Origin of the sequence: Acinetobacter lwoffii, assembly GCF_024129115.1 — a bacterium.
GTDB lineage: Bacteria > Pseudomonadota > Gammaproteobacteria > Pseudomonadales > Moraxellaceae > Acinetobacter > Acinetobacter lwoffii_T.
On sequence record NZ_JAMXXO010000006.1, the window covers coordinates 49,658 to 64,333 of the forward strand.

The following is a 14,676-nucleotide window of genomic DNA, read 5'->3' on the forward strand; positions in this document are numbered from 1 at the left end:
TACCATATGGAAACAACTATGCATCCTATCGTCATTATTGGTTCAGGTATGGCGGGTTATGCCGTAGCACGTGAATTTCGTAAACTTAATCCAGAACATGAATTGCTGATGATCTGTGCGGATGATGCGGTCAATTATGCCAAACCGACGCTCTCCAATGCTTTGGCTGGCAATAAAGCGCCTGAACAAATTCCACTAGGCGATGCGGCTAAAATGTCAGCACAGCTGAATATGCGCATTGAACAGCATACCTGGGTCAAAGCCATTCATCCGGAAGATCATCAGCTGGTTCTGGAAAAAGATGGTCAGGAAAGTACGCAACATTATAGCAAACTGGTATTAGCCATCGGTGCCAATCCAGTACGTCTGGCGATTGCCGGTGATGCTAGCGATGACATTCATGTCGTCAACAATTTGAGTGACTATAAAGCTTTCCGTAACAATCTGGCAGCACGTGAAGACAAACGTGTAGTAATTTTAGGTGCAGGCCTGATTGGCTGTGAATTTGCCAACGACCTACAAAATACCGATCATCAGGTTACAGTCATTGATTTAGCCCCTCAGCCACTTGGCCGCTTATTGCCAGAACATGTTGCTACTGCATTCCAGAAGAATCTTGAAGAAACCGGCATTCACTTTGTCTTGGGCACAACAGTCGAAAAAGTCTCTTGTGCGGACAATGGTGATTATCTGGTCACGCTGGCCAACGGTCAGTCTTTGGTCGCTGATGTGGTGTTGTCTGCGGTGGGCTTACAGCCAAATATTTCTTTGGCGAAACAGGCAGACGTACATACCAGTCGCGGAGTGTTAACCACTGCACAACTGGAAACCAACCAGGCTGATATCTATGCGGTGGGCGACTGTGCCGAGGTCAATGGCACCTTATTGCCTTATGTCATGCCGATCATGCAACAAGCCCGCGCTTTGGCAAAAACCTTAAATGGCGAACATACTGCTGTACATTATCCGGCTATGCCAGTGGCAGTTAAAACGCCTGCTGCACCTTTAACGGTATTGCCTGCACCGGTTGATGTGAATGTCACCTGGGAAACTGAAGAATTTGACGATGGCATGCTGGCCAAAGCGTTCGATGCTAACGGCACCTTACGTGGTTTCGTGCTTTTGGGCGCCACTGCAGCCAAACAGCGTCTGACCTTGACCAAGCAGGTTCCTGACTTGATTCCGGCTGCGGTTTAGAGGTTTAATAGCAAGGATATTTTTTAAACGAAATATCCTTTAATTAGGACAGCGACCATGTACAGCGCAGCACAGTTTAATCTTTCCCCTTATACCTCGTTTATGCATGAAACCAAGGTCGATCTAGGCAATGGGATCCAACTACATGTCGAGGTTGGCGGAAATCCGGAACATCCCACCATTTTGCTGATTATGGGGCTGGGTGGGCAAATGCTGTACTGGCCTGACTTTTTCTGTAAGTCACTGATTGACAATGGCTATCACATCATCCGTTTTGATAACCGTGATATTGGCCTGTCTTCAAAAGTTCATCACAAAGGTCCACGCCTGAATACTCTGAAAATGATGAGCCGGTTTGTGCTGGGTCTGGGTAATCAGGGTGCACCTTATGATCTTTACGATATGGCTGAAGATGTCAGTCTGCTAATTGAAAAAATGCAGCTGGAACAGGTCTATGTGCTGGGGGCTTCGATGGGCGGTATGATTGCCCAGATTCTGGCCGCGCGTTATCCGGACAAAGTCAAAAAACTGGGCTTACTGTTTACCAGCAATAACCAGCCGATGTTGCCACCACCCTTTCCCAAGCAACTCTTTAGTTTGATTGACAAACCGGCTTCAACAGATGAAGATGGCATTGTTGATCATAGTTTGAAACTGTTTAAGATCATCGGCTCACCAGGTTATGTCAATCATCTGGAAGCGGTGCAGACCGCCCGTAAATTATATAAGCGAAGTTACTATCCTGCTGGTGTACTTCAACAGTTTTTAGCAATATTATGTACAGGCTCATTGCTGCAACTGGACAAGCAAATCAAACAAGAAACCCTGGTGGTCCATGGTTCTCGAGATCGATTGCTGCCTCCTAGCCATGGCAAGGCCGTTGCGAAAGCAATTTCAGGGGCTAAATTTGAATTAATTGATGGAATGGGGCATGATATCCCACCGCATTTTATTCCATATCTTAGCGAATTATTTGCTGATCATTTTAAATCATAAACATTAGGACACTATGGCTGCATTACCATCCCTAAGACAGCTGTCATACCTCGTAACACTGTCAGAGACGCTACACTTTACAGAAGCTGCTCGCCGCTCCTTTGTCACCCAGTCAACCTTGTCTGGCGGCATCATGGAGCTGGAGCGTTTACTCGGTGGCGTACTTGTTGAACGCGACCGCCAGAATGTTCGTTTAACGCCTCTTGGTGAACAAGTGGTTGCACGCGCACGTGTTCTACTGGCCGATGCTCAGGACCTAATGCGTTTAAGTCGTGAGATGAGTGAACCTTTAACCGGTGATCTACATCTCGGCGTCATTCCAACAATTGCACCTTTCCTATTGTCCCAGCTGCTGGATGAAGTGCATAAGCAATTACCAAAAATCCAGTTGCATCTGCATGAAGCGCAAAGTGAAAAGATTGTAGAAAAGCTGGAACATGGCAACCTGGATATGGTGGCTTTGGCATTGCCTTTCGACACCCGTGGTCTGAAAGTTGCTGAAATTGCCAAAGAGAATCTGTATCTGGTTTACCAAAAATCTGATCAGCATGCTGCACAAGCAAACTCTTTAGAAGATCTGGATCTGTCTCGCCTGATGTTACTTGAAGAAGGTCATTGCCTGCGTGATCATGCCTTGAGTGCCTGCCCGATTGGTGAGCGTAAAAATGATCACCGTTTAAAAGCCAGCTCACTGCCGACTTTAATCGAAATGGTGTCTGCAAATCTGGGCTTTACCCTGCTGCCTGAAATTGCGATCCATACCAATATGATTAAAGGCAATCCTGAGATTCAGGTAAAAGCGATCGATTCAGCCCCAAGTCGTACCCTAGCATTGGTAACCCGTAAAAGCACACCGCTGCAAAGCGAGTTTGATGTGCTATTACAGATTTTCCAGAAAATCACTCAGCACGATGCTGCCTGATCTATAGATAATAAAAAGGAGCACATGTTGCTCCTTTTTTATATCTTGAATTGAATGCATCCAGTCCGCCTAGAAACTTAGAATCTCTACATTTCAGCTAAATCACTATTCTTTGGGATAGGCATTTGCATCTGCCTGATTCACAGTATAGCTCTCTATCAGCATTCACAGGATCGTGTTTAATTGACTAGCCTTTTGCCTGCACCAGTTTTAGTGATTCGTTCACCGACTGGACTCGACCTGTCAAAAATCCAGACCGTGCTGCTGCAACTGGGCTATCAGCCAGATATGCTGCTGTATGCGGACAATATGCTGTCTGCACAATCCATGATTACTGAACATCTACCCAACCTGATTCTCTATCATGCAGCAACAACTTCAGAGATCAGTGTGATCCGTCCGCTGAAACAGCAAAGCCCAGATACACCTGTTATTGCCATATTCAATACTCATTCCACAGCACTGATCTATTCTGCTTTATTGTCCGGAGCAGATAGCTATATGCAGCATCAGAATTCATTTTCCGAGTTTGCTGAAAGTCTGAAAACTGTCTTGCGCGGTGGAGCTTAAGTCAATACTGAATTGGCAGACTATATCCTGCACCAGCCCATTGCCAAAACCTGTCTCAACTTCGCTGAATTGCAGTTATTAAAAGTATTGAGTCAACATCAATCGCAAACCGAACGACAAGATCAGCTCCAGATGAAGAACTATCAGATATATAGCCGGGTCAAATACATCTATCGAAAACTGTTCAGACTCAGCTTGAACAGTTCAATTGTATGTTCGAAATAAAAAAGAGGCTGAATATTCAGCCTCTTTAAATACTTAAACTTATTTAAACAGCTCTAACAGAATACGTTGTGCATTATGCGGTTTTTCACCTTCTTTGGGCTGTGCCCGCAGCCAAGTACCATCACCTTGCAATAACCAGGATTGCTGATTGTCTTTCAAGTAATTCAACAGACCTTGTTGATAGATGCGTTTTTTCAAGGCTTCATCTTCGACCGGGAAACAGGCCTCGACCCGATTAAACAGGTTACGATCCATCCAGTCTGCACTTGAACAGTAAATACGTGAATTGCCATTATTGCTGAAATAATATACGCGGGTATGTTCCAGGAAACGCCCGACAATTGAACGCACCCGGATATTTTCCGACAGACCCGGCAACCCCGGACGCAAACTGCAAATTGAGCGGATAATCAGGTCAATCTGTACCCCGGCCTGAGAAGCCTCATAGAGTTTGTTAATCAATTGCATTTCGGTCAGTGCATTGACTTTGACAATAATCTGCGCCGGTTTCCCTGCTTGAGCATAGGCAATTTCATTATCGATATAGTTAAGTAACTGGGCATGCAAGGTAAATGGCGCATGTAGCAGCTTTTTCAGCTTGGCCATTTTCCCCATACCGGTCAATTCCTGGAAAATACGATGCACATCTTCACACAGATCTTTATCCGTCGTTAACAGGCCGTAATCGGTATAGATTCGCGCATTGCCGGCATGATAATTACCGGTGCCCAGATGCACATAGCGCACCAGTTTGTTATTTTCCCGGCGCACCACCAGAATCATCTTGGCGTGAGTCTTGTAACCGACAATGCCGTAGACCACGACCGCACCCGCTTCTTGGAGGACATTGGCCACCGCAATATTGGATTCTTCATCAAAACGCGCACGTAATTCAATGACCGCGGTCACTTCCTTGCCATTGCGGGCAGCCTCTGCCAACACTTGGACAATTTCAGAATCTGGTCCACTACGGTACAAGGTCTGCTTGATCGCCAGTACTTGTGGATCGCGTGCCGCTTCACGTAATAATGAAATGACCGGCGCAAAAGATTCAAAGGGATGATGTAGCAAAATATCCTGTTTCTGCATCGCACTAAAAATATTTTCAGATTTTTTCAGTACTTTAGGAATGATGGGAGTATGCGAGTCATAACGTAAATGCGGACGTTTAAAATTAGATAGTAAACGTGCCAGATTGACCGGGCCAGCAACTTTATAAAGCTGCTCGTCGTCCAGATCAAATTCATTCAGCAGATATTCATAAATATGCTGTGGGCAGTTTTCCGTTACTTCCAGACGTACCGCACGACCAAACCGGCGTGAACTGAGTTCACCTTTGAGTGCCTTGGCCAGATCTTCCACATCTTCATTCAAGGCCAAATCGGCATTTCGGGTGACACGGAACTGATAACAGCCAGTCGCTGTCATCCCCGGGAACAGGTCAGAAACATGCTCATGAATAATCGCCGACAGCATTACATGATGTTCTTTTCCATCGGTCAGTTCATCCGGTAAACGTACCACGCGTGGCAGAGAACGCGGTGCAGGTACCACAGCCAGATCAATCTGACGGCCAAAAGCATCTTTCCCTTCCAGCGTGACAATAAAGTTCAGTGATTTATTCACCAGCCGCGGGAATGGATGCGCTGGGTCTAGGCTGATCGGCGTGAGGACGGGAGCCACCTGCTCCTGAAAATATTTTTTCACCCAGGCAGATTGAGCTGGGGTCAATTCACCACGGCGCAAGAAGCAAATATCTTCCTCACGCAGTTTTGGCAAAATTTCTTCATTTAAAATACGGTATTGACGTTCAATGGCGGCATGTGCCGTTTTAGAAATCTGTTCTAAAACCTGCTTTGGAGTCAAGCCATCCGGACTGCGGCTTTCATTATCCAGATCCAGCTGTTCCATCATCCCAGCAACCCGGATTTCAAAAAACTCGTCCAGATTACGCGAGAAAATCAACAGGAAATTCATGCGTTCGAGCAATGGATGTAAAGGATCGACAGCCTGTTCCAGGACACGTAAATGGAAGTCTAGGATAGACAGTTCGCGATTAATATAACGATCATTATATGTATATTCGGGCTGTGCTGAAGTTGTGCTGGCTGCCGTATTCATATCAAACCTATGCGGATTTAAAATTGTGCTTATCCCTCCAAGTATGCTTCAAATTGATGACAATTTCATAAAAAAAGCCCAAATAATTGGGCTTTCTCTTCAAATCATCAATTAAGGTAATTCTGCATAACGCATATAGCGCTGAATCATCCGCTTACGAGCATTTAATGCAGAGGAATTGCGATGATCCTGGAAATATTTCGGATTGGTCAAAATGGCAGCCAGAAAGATGGCCTGATCCCGGGTCAGGCTTTGCGCGGTTTTACCAAAATAATGTTTGGCCGCCGCTTCAACGCCGTAAATATTGTCTCCGAACTCGATCGAGTTTAAATAGACTTCCAGAATCCGTTCTTTCGACCACATGCGTTCCATCATCCAGGTCGCGACCGCCTCCTGACCTTTACGCACAAATGAACGCTTGTTGACGAGGAACAGGTTTTTCGCCAATTGCTGGGAGATTGTCGAACCACCGGCCACTACACGGCCCTGATTTCTGTTTTTATTCAGCGCAGTTTGAATTCCGTCCCAGTCAAAACCATGGTGATGAATAAATTTTCCATCTTCCGCAGTGACGATGGCACGTTTCAGATTCAGGCTGATTTCGTCATAGGGACGCCACTGATGCTGAATCGCTTTGGAAGGTTCTGTCCAGTAATCAATCCGCATCATCATGGTGGTGTTCACCGGATTGGTTCGCCACCAGGCCAGACTGGCAAAGATCCACAATTGAACCAGCAGAATCACACTGACGATGACGAGCATCGTGCGGATCAGAAAGGCTTTCATGTCAGTGCGTTACTCCTGAAAATTTAATTTTTCGTGTTAAGCTTATTCGAAATATACAATCACAGCAAAAAAATAGCATGTCTGAATACTCTCCCCCTGTCGAACATCGCAAACTTGAAATGCATCTCTGGTGGATCACCGCCATTTTAATCGGGATCAATGTTGGATTATTTGGCTGGCAAGCCATGCATGGCATGGATGTTAGCCAGCCGAGTACCCGAGACGCTATTCTCTGGGGTGCCGATTATGCACCTTTAACCTATTTAGCGGAACCCATGCGCTTGTTTAGCAGCATGTTTTTTCATTTTGGCCTGATTCACCTGATGTTGAATATGTGGGCCTTGTATATTTTTGGTAGTGTTGCCGAACAACTGTTTGGCCGGATGTATTTTATTGGCCTGTATGTGTGTGCCGGATTAATGGGCAGCCTGCTCAGTGGCTATATGAATATTCAAGACAGCTATAACCTGATTGAAGGCGGTGTGGCCAATCCCGATTTATTGCCTGCAGTCAGTGCCGGCGCATCCGGTGCCGTAATGGGACTCGGGGCTTCACTGACGGTGCTGGCCTTATTGCCGATGCTGCCACAGCAACGTTTTATCCTGGATAAAAAAACCCTGGTGATGGTGATGGGTCTAAACCTCGCGCTGGGCTTTATGATCAGCGGAATCAACAATGCCGCACATATTGGCGGCATGCTGATGGGGGCTTTTCTCACCTTGTTATGGTACATCGGTCAAAAAATGCAGCGTAGTCACCTGTTCAATCTGATTGCCTTGCTGATTGGTTTCGGCGTTTGTGTGCTGCTTTATCAACATAACTTGGCCTTGATTGAACCCATTCGCCCACTGTGGCAAGAGATTCTGGAAATGATGCAACAGCAACTACAACTTTAACTCTCAGCCAGTTTAAAAATCACGGAGATGAATCTTATTGATTCATCTCACGCAAGCTTTGTAAGGGTGGAATCTCTGACAGATAACTCAGGCGATAACGGCCAATCAGCGCACATAAAGTGGTCATAAAGATCGGCAAGATAATCCAGATTTCCCAATGCGGCTGAATCATTAAATCCATTTTATAACTGGCAATCGCACTGATCACTTCGGCAAACAGGCAGGAAACTATTCCGGCAAACAGCCCAATAAAACCAATTTCCAGACTCATCATGGTTTTCAGTTTCTGCTTGGAACTACCGAATGATCGAAGCAAAGCCACTTCACGTTTGCGCTCATCCATCAACAGGTTCAGACAGGCCATCAGTACCAGAAAACCGGAAATGCTGACCAGTACTGCCAGAATGGTCACGATTTGCACCAGCACATTCACAATGCGTTTGATCTCTTCCAGAATCAGGCTGACATCAATAAACACCGTGTTGGAAAATTGCTGGATCACAGGGACCAGTTTGCCTTTATCTGTTTCCGGGACATAAAAACTGCCCAGATAACTGCCGGCATTGGCATCCATGCTATTCGGTGCAAAGATAAAGAAGAAATTCGGGCTAAAACTTTCCCATTCGACGGTTCTTAGATTAACGACTTTAGCTTCCAGTATCCCTTCTGGCAGACTGAAACTGAGTTTATCTCCGATCTTGATCCCTAGCTCTTCCGCAGTATTGGCTTCGACCGATACGGTGCCGACTTGTTTTAATACCGCGTCACCACTGACAATCACATTATCTTGTGGATAGCTATTTGACTGGGTCAGATTCAGCTCACGTCTTAAAGTATTGCTACTTTTAACCAACTCTTCGGCAAATGGCTGATCATTTTTGGCGACCAGACGCCCACGGACATTTGGATATAGCGGTGTGCTTTTCCAGCCATTCTGCTCAAGTTGGGCTTTGAGATCCGGCATATCAAAAGGCGGTAAGCCATAAACAAACTGGTTCGGCGTACCTTCCGGTAACTGTTGCTGCCAACGCTCTAATAGATCTGTGCGCAATACGGCTAATACTGTAATCAGGCTCAAGCCCAAGGCTAAAGCCGTAATCTGCAAGGCGGTCTGAGAAGGTGTGCGTACATAGGCTGACAGATTCAGCTTCATATTCCGCAGCAGTTTCAACACCCCCCATACCGTCAGATACAACACCGCACATAAGACAATAATCGCGCCAATCACCCAGGCGGTCAGCAAAAGATTTTCAGTCAAAATCACACTAAAAATAATCAGGCTGAGCGTTCCGGTCAGCAGCATCCACAGCATAGATTGCACTGATTTTTCCTGCTGGCGGATCACCCGAATCGGTGGCGTATTCAGCAGTTGCAATAAGCTTGGCATCACAAAACCGAGTAACACTATAGCACTGGTCAGCATCGCGACCGGCAATGGGCCGAGCAACATTGCGATAGCGGAAAACTCAATCTGCAAATTCGGAATCAGCTGCAACATCAACTGTAACAGGCCATAACCCAGACTGATCCCGACCACGGTACCAATCAGCATGGCAATTAACAGTACCATCCCGAGTAAAGCCAGATAAGCTGACAGAATCTGCTGCTTGGTGGCACCGATACAACGCATCAAGGCAATATGATCCTGATTCTGCTGCACATAGCGCTGCGCGGTTAAGGCTATGGCAATCCCGCATAATAGAATGGTCAGAATATTGGCCAGTTGCAGGAAAGTGTCCAGATTGGCGATTGGCTTCATCAAGCGGGTATTGCCTTCACTGGCATTGCGTAACCTGAGACTGCTTTGCTCCTCAAACTCCTGCCCTTGTACTTCCGCTGGCGTTTCAGCTGAGGCGTTTGCTGACTTGACCTGCTGCTTGAACAGGGCTTCATATTGTTGGGTATCATCCGGACGGCCAGCCATGAGTAAGCGATATTCAATCCGGCTCCCTACCTGAATGGCATTAGTTCGTGCCACATCCACCTGGGAAATAATCACGGTCGGTGAAAAACCGGAAAATCCAAGCTCCTGATTGGAGTCTTGTTCAATCTTGGCAGTAACTTTAAATGCTGCATCGGCAATATTGAGCTGATCGCCCAGTTTGACTTTGAGCAAATCCATGGCTCGTGGACTAAGCCAGATTTCACCAGACTGAATCGACTTTTTTGCCGGTTGCACCCGCAGTTCACCACGCAAAGGAAAAGCCTGATCGATGGCTTTGACATTGACCATGACAAACTGCGCATCGGTATAGGCCATACTGCTAAAGAAAGTGACTTCTGACTGCTTTAAATCCAGCTGCTTGGCCTGATCACGCCACTGCTTTGGCAAAGGCTCATTATCTGAAAGCACCAGATCACCAGCCAGCATTTCTGCTGCCTGTAAGGCGACTGCATTTTGGATTTGCTCGTTACTAAACTTGAGTGCAGTAGTCGCACTGATCGCCAGCGTTAAGGCAATAATCAGTAGATAAATCCCGGTCGTTTTAAAGCTTTGCGTCAGTAAAGGACGAAATAATGGATTCATTTCATCCTCCATTCGGATGTTCAATCAGCTCGCCATTCAGCAGTTCAAAATGCCGCTGACACTGCTGCGCCAATTTGCGGTCATGCGTGACCAGCACCAAAGTTGTTCCCAGTTCCCGGTTCAGTTGAAATAGCAGTTGTTCAATTTCTCTGGCTGTTTCACCATCGAGATTGCCCGTAGGTTCATCGGCAAAAATGATTTTTGGTTCACTGACCAGTGCGCGTGCAATCGCCACACGTTGCTGTTCTCCCCCGGACAATACTTTTGGGGTTTGCTGCGCCTGTCGATCCAGACCGACCTTATGTAGTAATGCCAACGCCTTTTGCTCAGCTTCTGCATATTTAAAGCCGGGCTGCAGGCGCAGTGGCAGCATTACATTTTCAAGTGCAGTCAGGTGCGGTAAGAGCTGAAAAGACTGAAAGACAAATCCGATATTTCTTAAACGTACCAGCGCACGTTGTTCTTCATTCAAGTTAGACACTGATTCGCCACAGACCAGAAGCTGACCTGAACTTGCCTGATCCAGTGTCGCCAGAATACCCAGTAATGTGGATTTTCCGGAACCGGAACGACCGGTAATAGCCACTTGTTCTCCGGCCTGAATATCCAGATCAAGATCCTCAAAAATGGTGAGTTGTTTTTGTGAAAGTTGTATCTTTTGTGTCAATTTCTGGGCAGAAATAATAGCCTGTGGCATGATGGTCGAATCGTTGCTGCTTTGAATCATACGTGTCCTATATGAAAGATCTTAATCAGAAAACTCGGCTATTGCCTTACTTTTTTTTGCTCAGTCTGTGCCTATTACCTCTTGGGGTTTCAGCAAAGACGATTATGATTTTAGGTGATAGTTTAAGTGCAGGTTATGGTATCCAGCCCCAGCAAGGTTGGGTGCATTTATTACAGAAGCATTTAGAACAACAGTATCCGAAACAGCATAAAGTGGTCAATGCAAGTGTCAGCGGTGAAACCACCAGCGGAGCACTGGCCAGACTGCCAAAATTGCTGCAGACGCATCGTCCAGACCTTGTGGTGATTGAGTTAGGTGGCAATGATGGCTTACGTGGACAACCACCGCAAATGATTCAAAAAAATTTAGCCAGCCTGATTCAGCAGAGCCAGAAAGCCAAGGCCAAGGTCATCGTCTTTGGCATAAAAATGCCGCCTAATTACGGGCAAGCCTATAGCAAGGCTTTTGAAAATAATTATAAAGTGGTGAGTCAGCAATATAAGGTGAAGTTATTGCCCTTCTTTATGCAGGGTGTCGCCGGTAATAAAACATTGATGCAAAAAGATCTGATTCATCCAAATGCCAAAGCACAGACAATCCTGTTAAATAATGCTTATCCATACATTAAAGGCGCTTTGTAAAGCGCCTTTAACTTATTTTAGAATGTATTTAGATGAATCGTGATTAGAAATCGAAGAATGTCACTTCACCAGTTTCCAGTGAATATTCCGCACCCACGACTTTTAATTTTCCTTGTCCGATCAGGTTTTCCAGAACGGCTGAACCATGACGCAACTGATTTACCGAAGCAAATACGTTAGAACGTACTGCATGCTTGGATAATTTTGCCAAGTCATTTTTCAGTTCAGTTTGCATTAAGGTTTCAACAGAAGGACGTACGCGGTTCACAATCGACATCAGGTTTGCCGATGGCGGACAATCCGGACACATCAAAGTATCAATGGTGGCTTTAATTGCGCCACAATGACTGTGACCTAATACAACTACAATCGCGCAGTCATAACGTGCCGCGGCAAATTCAACACTGCCGACCTGGGATGGTGCAACAATATTGCCTGCAACACGAATCACGAAAAGATCGCCGAGACCCTGATCAAAAACCATTTCGGCTGGAACGCGCGAATCTGAACACCCCAAGACAATTGCAAACGGATTCTGGTCCTCTGCCATTTCTGCGCGCTGTTGGTGGCTAAGTTGTTTTGGATGCGAAGTATCGCCGCTTACAAAACGTTGGTTACCTTGTTTAAGACGTTCTAAAGCTTCTTGAGCTGTGAGCATTCTTTTCTATCACCGATGGTTTTAGTTGCAATATCTTACTGCCAGTTTTTTTGAATGTCACTTGCAAAAAATCTTAGCTGATTAAATTTTTAGCATTTATCTAATTTCATTTCCGCAGGGAATTTATGCGCAATACATCACATTTTCCAGTCATTTAATGCAATCTAGCAAAAAACTAATGAGTGACAAGCGCAAGGATTGATTTAAAATAGGATGAAGAATAATGTTTTTATTTGAATGAAAATTGCAAATTTATAACATGGAAGTATTTTGATTGAGCAATTTGCTCACTGGGTTTGTTTTGGGGAATGGCCAATGAAGAAAATAATAAAATTGCGCTCGAAAATGATCTGTTCAGCCTTGGTTGCCTTAAGCATGGCATTACCGGGCCTGACACATGCTCAAATGCTGTTTAGCCAGAAAAATGAAACATCTGCCAAAGTCTTGCAGCAGCATCTATTGCAGGAACGCAGCCTTGCCGGTCTCAAATCCAAGACCCTCAAAATTGGTGAAGTCACCTGGAGCTATAGCGAAGGCGGTGCCAAGAACAAACCATCCATTCTACTGATTCATGGTCTGGCCGGCACGCGCGACAACTGGAACCGGGTCGCCCAGTTTCTGACGCCCTATTATCATGTCATTATTCCGGATCTGCCAAGCAACGGTGATACCAAAGTTCCGGACAATTTTGATGTTTCTGTACCCAATGTGACCTCGCAGCTGCGTTTGTTCCTTGAAACCTTAAATGTGGACGAGAATTTACATATTGCTGGGCATTCCTTAGGCGGCTCGATTGCCACAGTCTATGCCTCGCAATACCCTTTCGATACGCAGAGCCTGTTTTTAATTAATAGCGCTGGTCTGTATAAAATGGGGAATACGCCCTATACCAAAGACCCACAGGCCTTGAAAGACCTGATCGTCAGCAAACCCGGTGATCTGCAAGATGTATCCAGACAGCTAATGCAAAACCCGCCGGTAATTCCTTATCAATTGCGACATGCACAGGAAAAACTGCTGATTTCACGCGCTGAACAAACCAGTAAGTCGATTGATCAGGTGGTGATGCTAAACCGGATTTATACACCGGAGACCTTTGCCCGCCTGACCCGCACGGTAGAAGCACCGACCTTGATTTTATGGGGTAGACAGGATCGGATCATTAATGTCGAAGTAGTCAAAGAACTACATGCCCTGCTAAAACGTGCTGAAAAACCGGTGATTCTAAATAATGTCGGGCATATGCCAATTCTGGAAGCAGAAAAACAGGTTGCACAACATTATTTGCCTTTTCTGGCCAAGACACAGACCCTAAAAAACCCGCTTGCTGATAAACTCATTCCTTTAAATTAAGTTTCAGAGATGCTATGCAGAAACACCCGATGATTGAGCAGTTGATCGATGCTCAACTTGATTTTCTCGATCAGGCATTTTCTCAATCTGAAACCATTCAAAGCGAGTTTCATGCGTTTTATTTGTGGTTGCGTAAACAGACGCTAAAAGAGCTGTGGAGCTGCGAACTGATCAATCAGCTTTTGCAAAAACAGATTCTGGGTACTGCTGCCAGCAGCTTTCTGATTGAACAGATTGCCGAACATATCCGTTTTGCACTGGTGCATCCGGCCAATGATTCCACCACAATTGCCGATCTGATCCCAGTCCTGACCGTAGACAAGATCGCCCAGTATGTGGCCAGTAAAAGTGGCCATCGGCAGCGTCTGATTAAAACCATAGTGAATAATCCGGCATTTTCCGCCATGATTACCCAATTGATCCAGCATTCCATTCAGGATTATCTGGATAACTCCATGATTGCCAAAAGCGTACCCGGGGTTTCTCGCTTTATGAAAATGGGCAAATCGGTACTGGAAAATGTCACCGATACCAACCTCGATAGCACCATTGCGCGTTATCTGCAAAAAAACATTCTAAAGCTCAGCCAGATGAGTGAGCATGTGCTGAACCAGCATTTTGACGACGAGAAACTCTATCATTTTCAGGCCAATCTCTGGCATAAAATCAAAGACATGCCAGTATCGGTCTTGAAGAATTATATTGAGCTGCAGGACCTGAATCAGACGGTCGGCTTAGGTCATGACATCTGGGATCACATACGCCAGACGGACTATCTGCAGCAGCAAGTGCATGACGGAATTCATACCTGGTATGTCCGCAATCAGGAACATACTTTTGATCAGTTATTACGTGATCTGAATATTGATGAAGCGCTAATTCAGAATGAATTGCAGCAACTGCTCAGTCCGGTAATCCAGCAGATGGTTTCCCAAGGTCACTTACGTGAACGCGCGCGCAAATATCTGGAACAATTTTATTATCATGAAGATACTTTGAAAATTCTTAAGATTTAAATAAAAAGCCGCTTTATAGCGGCTTTTTATATTGTCATTTG

At 45.6% G+C, this 14,676-nt stretch carries 12 protein-coding genes and 1 pseudogene; 8 read left to right on the forward strand and 5 right to left on the reverse strand.

Going from position 1 to position 14,676, the window contains the following annotated elements:
- Positions 1-18 precede the first annotated feature (18 nt).
- The 4 genes and pseudogenes from rubB to NI470_RS15835 all read left to right on the forward strand — a co-directional run bounded on the left by rubB (position 19) and on the right by NI470_RS15835 (position 3,910).
- On the forward strand, positions 19-1,197 hold the full coding sequence (rubB, locus tag NI470_RS07015) for a rubredoxin reductase RubB (RefSeq protein ID WP_034438229.1): 1,179 nt from the start codon (positions 19-21) through the stop codon (positions 1,195-1,197).
- A gap of 57 nt (positions 1,198-1,254) precedes the next feature.
- Complete coding sequence (gene estB / locus NI470_RS07020; protein WP_004646272.1) at positions 1,255-2,193, forward strand: esterase EstB; 939 nt, start codon at positions 1,255-1,257, stop codon at positions 2,191-2,193.
- A gap of 13 nt (positions 2,194-2,206) precedes the next feature.
- Positions 2,207-3,115 (forward strand): LysR family transcriptional regulator OxyR, encoded by a 909-nt coding sequence (gene oxyR, locus NI470_RS07025; protein WP_004279412.1) that lies wholly within the window; start codon positions 2,207-2,209, stop codon positions 3,113-3,115.
- A 183-nt stretch (positions 3,116-3,298) separates the two neighbouring features.
- Positions 3,299-3,910: pseudogene (locus NI470_RS15835) on the forward strand (response regulator transcription factor).
- Positions 3,911-3,949: 39 nt separating this feature from the next.
- On the opposite strand, the gene ppk1 reads toward NI470_RS15835, so the two are convergent.
- Both ppk1 and mtgA read right to left on the reverse strand, forming a co-directional pair.
- On the reverse strand, positions 3,950-6,031 hold the full coding sequence (gene ppk1, locus NI470_RS07035) for a polyphosphate kinase 1 (RefSeq protein ID WP_180180353.1): 2,082 nt from the start codon (positions 6,029-6,031) through the stop codon (positions 3,950-3,952).
- Positions 6,032-6,142: 111 nt separating this feature from the next.
- Positions 6,143-6,817, reverse strand: a complete 675-nt coding sequence (gene mtgA / locus NI470_RS07040; protein WP_004279409.1) for a monofunctional biosynthetic peptidoglycan transglycosylase — start codon at positions 6,815-6,817, stop codon at positions 6,143-6,145.
- 77 nt (positions 6,818-6,894) lie between these two features.
- On the opposite strand from mtgA, the gene NI470_RS07045 reads away from it, so the two are divergent.
- On the forward strand, positions 6,895-7,713 hold the full coding sequence (locus tag NI470_RS07045; protein ID WP_253148034.1) for a rhomboid family intramembrane serine protease: 819 nt from the start codon (positions 6,895-6,897) through the stop codon (positions 7,711-7,713).
- A gap of 34 nt (positions 7,714-7,747) precedes the next feature.
- On the opposite strand, the gene NI470_RS07050 is transcribed toward NI470_RS07045, so the two are convergent.
- Entirely contained in the window at positions 7,748-10,240 is a 2,493-nt protein-coding gene (locus NI470_RS07050; protein WP_253148035.1) for an ABC transporter permease, read from the reverse strand.
- 1 nt (position 10,241) lies between these two features.
- The gene (locus tag NI470_RS07055) at positions 10,242-10,967 is read right to left on the reverse strand and encodes an ABC transporter ATP-binding protein (protein ID WP_004646266.1); all 726 of its coding nucleotides are present in this window, start codon (positions 10,965-10,967) and stop codon (positions 10,242-10,244) included.
- A gap of 11 nt (positions 10,968-10,978) precedes the next feature.
- Here NI470_RS07055 and NI470_RS07060 point away from each other — a divergent pair, with 11 nt between their 5' ends.
- On the forward strand, positions 10,979-11,608 hold the full coding sequence (locus tag NI470_RS07060; protein ID WP_253148036.1) for an arylesterase: 630 nt from the start codon (positions 10,979-10,981) through the stop codon (positions 11,606-11,608).
- Positions 11,609-11,651: 43 nt separating this feature from the next.
- On the opposite strand, the gene NI470_RS07065 is transcribed toward NI470_RS07060, so the two are convergent.
- Positions 11,652-12,266, reverse strand: a complete 615-nt coding sequence (locus NI470_RS07065) for a carbonic anhydrase (RefSeq protein ID WP_253148037.1) — start codon at positions 12,264-12,266, stop codon at positions 11,652-11,654.
- Positions 12,267-12,581: 315 nt separating this feature from the next.
- Between NI470_RS07065 and NI470_RS07070 the strand changes: the two genes are divergently transcribed.
- On the forward strand, positions 12,582-13,619 hold the full coding sequence (locus NI470_RS07070) for an alpha/beta fold hydrolase (RefSeq protein WP_253148038.1): 1,038 nt from the start codon (positions 12,582-12,584) through the stop codon (positions 13,617-13,619).
- A 14-nt stretch (positions 13,620-13,633) separates the two neighbouring features.
- The gene (locus NI470_RS07075) at positions 13,634-14,635 is read left to right on the forward strand and encodes a hypothetical protein (RefSeq protein ID WP_253148039.1); all 1,002 of its coding nucleotides are present in this window, start codon (positions 13,634-13,636) and stop codon (positions 14,633-14,635) included.
- Positions 14,636-14,676: the final 41 nt, after the last annotated feature.

Excerpts from the sequence above, each read along its gene's own strand:
- rubB (WP_034438229.1), top strand. The coding sequence starts at position 19 with ATGCATCCTATCGTCATTATTGGTTCAGGTATGGCGGGTTATGCCGTA.
- estB (WP_004646272.1), top strand. The coding sequence starts at position 1,255 with ATGTACAGCGCAGCACAGTTTAATCTTTCCCCTTATACCTCGTTTATG.
- oxyR (WP_004279412.1), top strand. The coding sequence starts at position 2,207 with ATGGCTGCATTACCATCCCTAAGACAGCTGTCATACCTCGTAACACTG.
- ppk1 (WP_180180353.1), bottom strand. The coding sequence starts at position 6,031 with ATGAATACGGCAGCCAGCACAACTTCAGCACAGCCCGAATATACATAT.
- mtgA (WP_004279409.1), bottom strand. The coding sequence starts at position 6,817 with ATGAAAGCCTTTCTGATCCGCACGATGCTCGTCATCGTCAGTGTGATT.
- NI470_RS07045 (WP_253148034.1), top strand. The coding sequence starts at position 6,895 with ATGTCTGAATACTCTCCCCCTGTCGAACATCGCAAACTTGAAATGCAT.
- NI470_RS07050 (WP_253148035.1), bottom strand. The coding sequence starts at position 10,240 with ATGAATCCATTATTTCGTCCTTTACTGACGCAAAGCTTTAAAACGACC.
- NI470_RS07055 (WP_004646266.1), bottom strand. The coding sequence starts at position 10,967 with ATGATTCAAAGCAGCAACGATTCGACCATCATGCCACAGGCTATTATT.
- NI470_RS07060 (WP_253148036.1), top strand. The coding sequence starts at position 10,979 with ATGAAAGATCTTAATCAGAAAACTCGGCTATTGCCTTACTTTTTTTTG.
- NI470_RS07065 (WP_253148037.1), bottom strand. The coding sequence starts at position 12,266 with ATGCTCACAGCTCAAGAAGCTTTAGAACGTCTTAAACAAGGTAACCAA.
- NI470_RS07070 (WP_253148038.1), top strand. The coding sequence starts at position 12,582 with ATGAAGAAAATAATAAAATTGCGCTCGAAAATGATCTGTTCAGCCTTG.
- NI470_RS07075 (WP_253148039.1), top strand. The coding sequence starts at position 13,634 with ATGCAGAAACACCCGATGATTGAGCAGTTGATCGATGCTCAACTTGAT.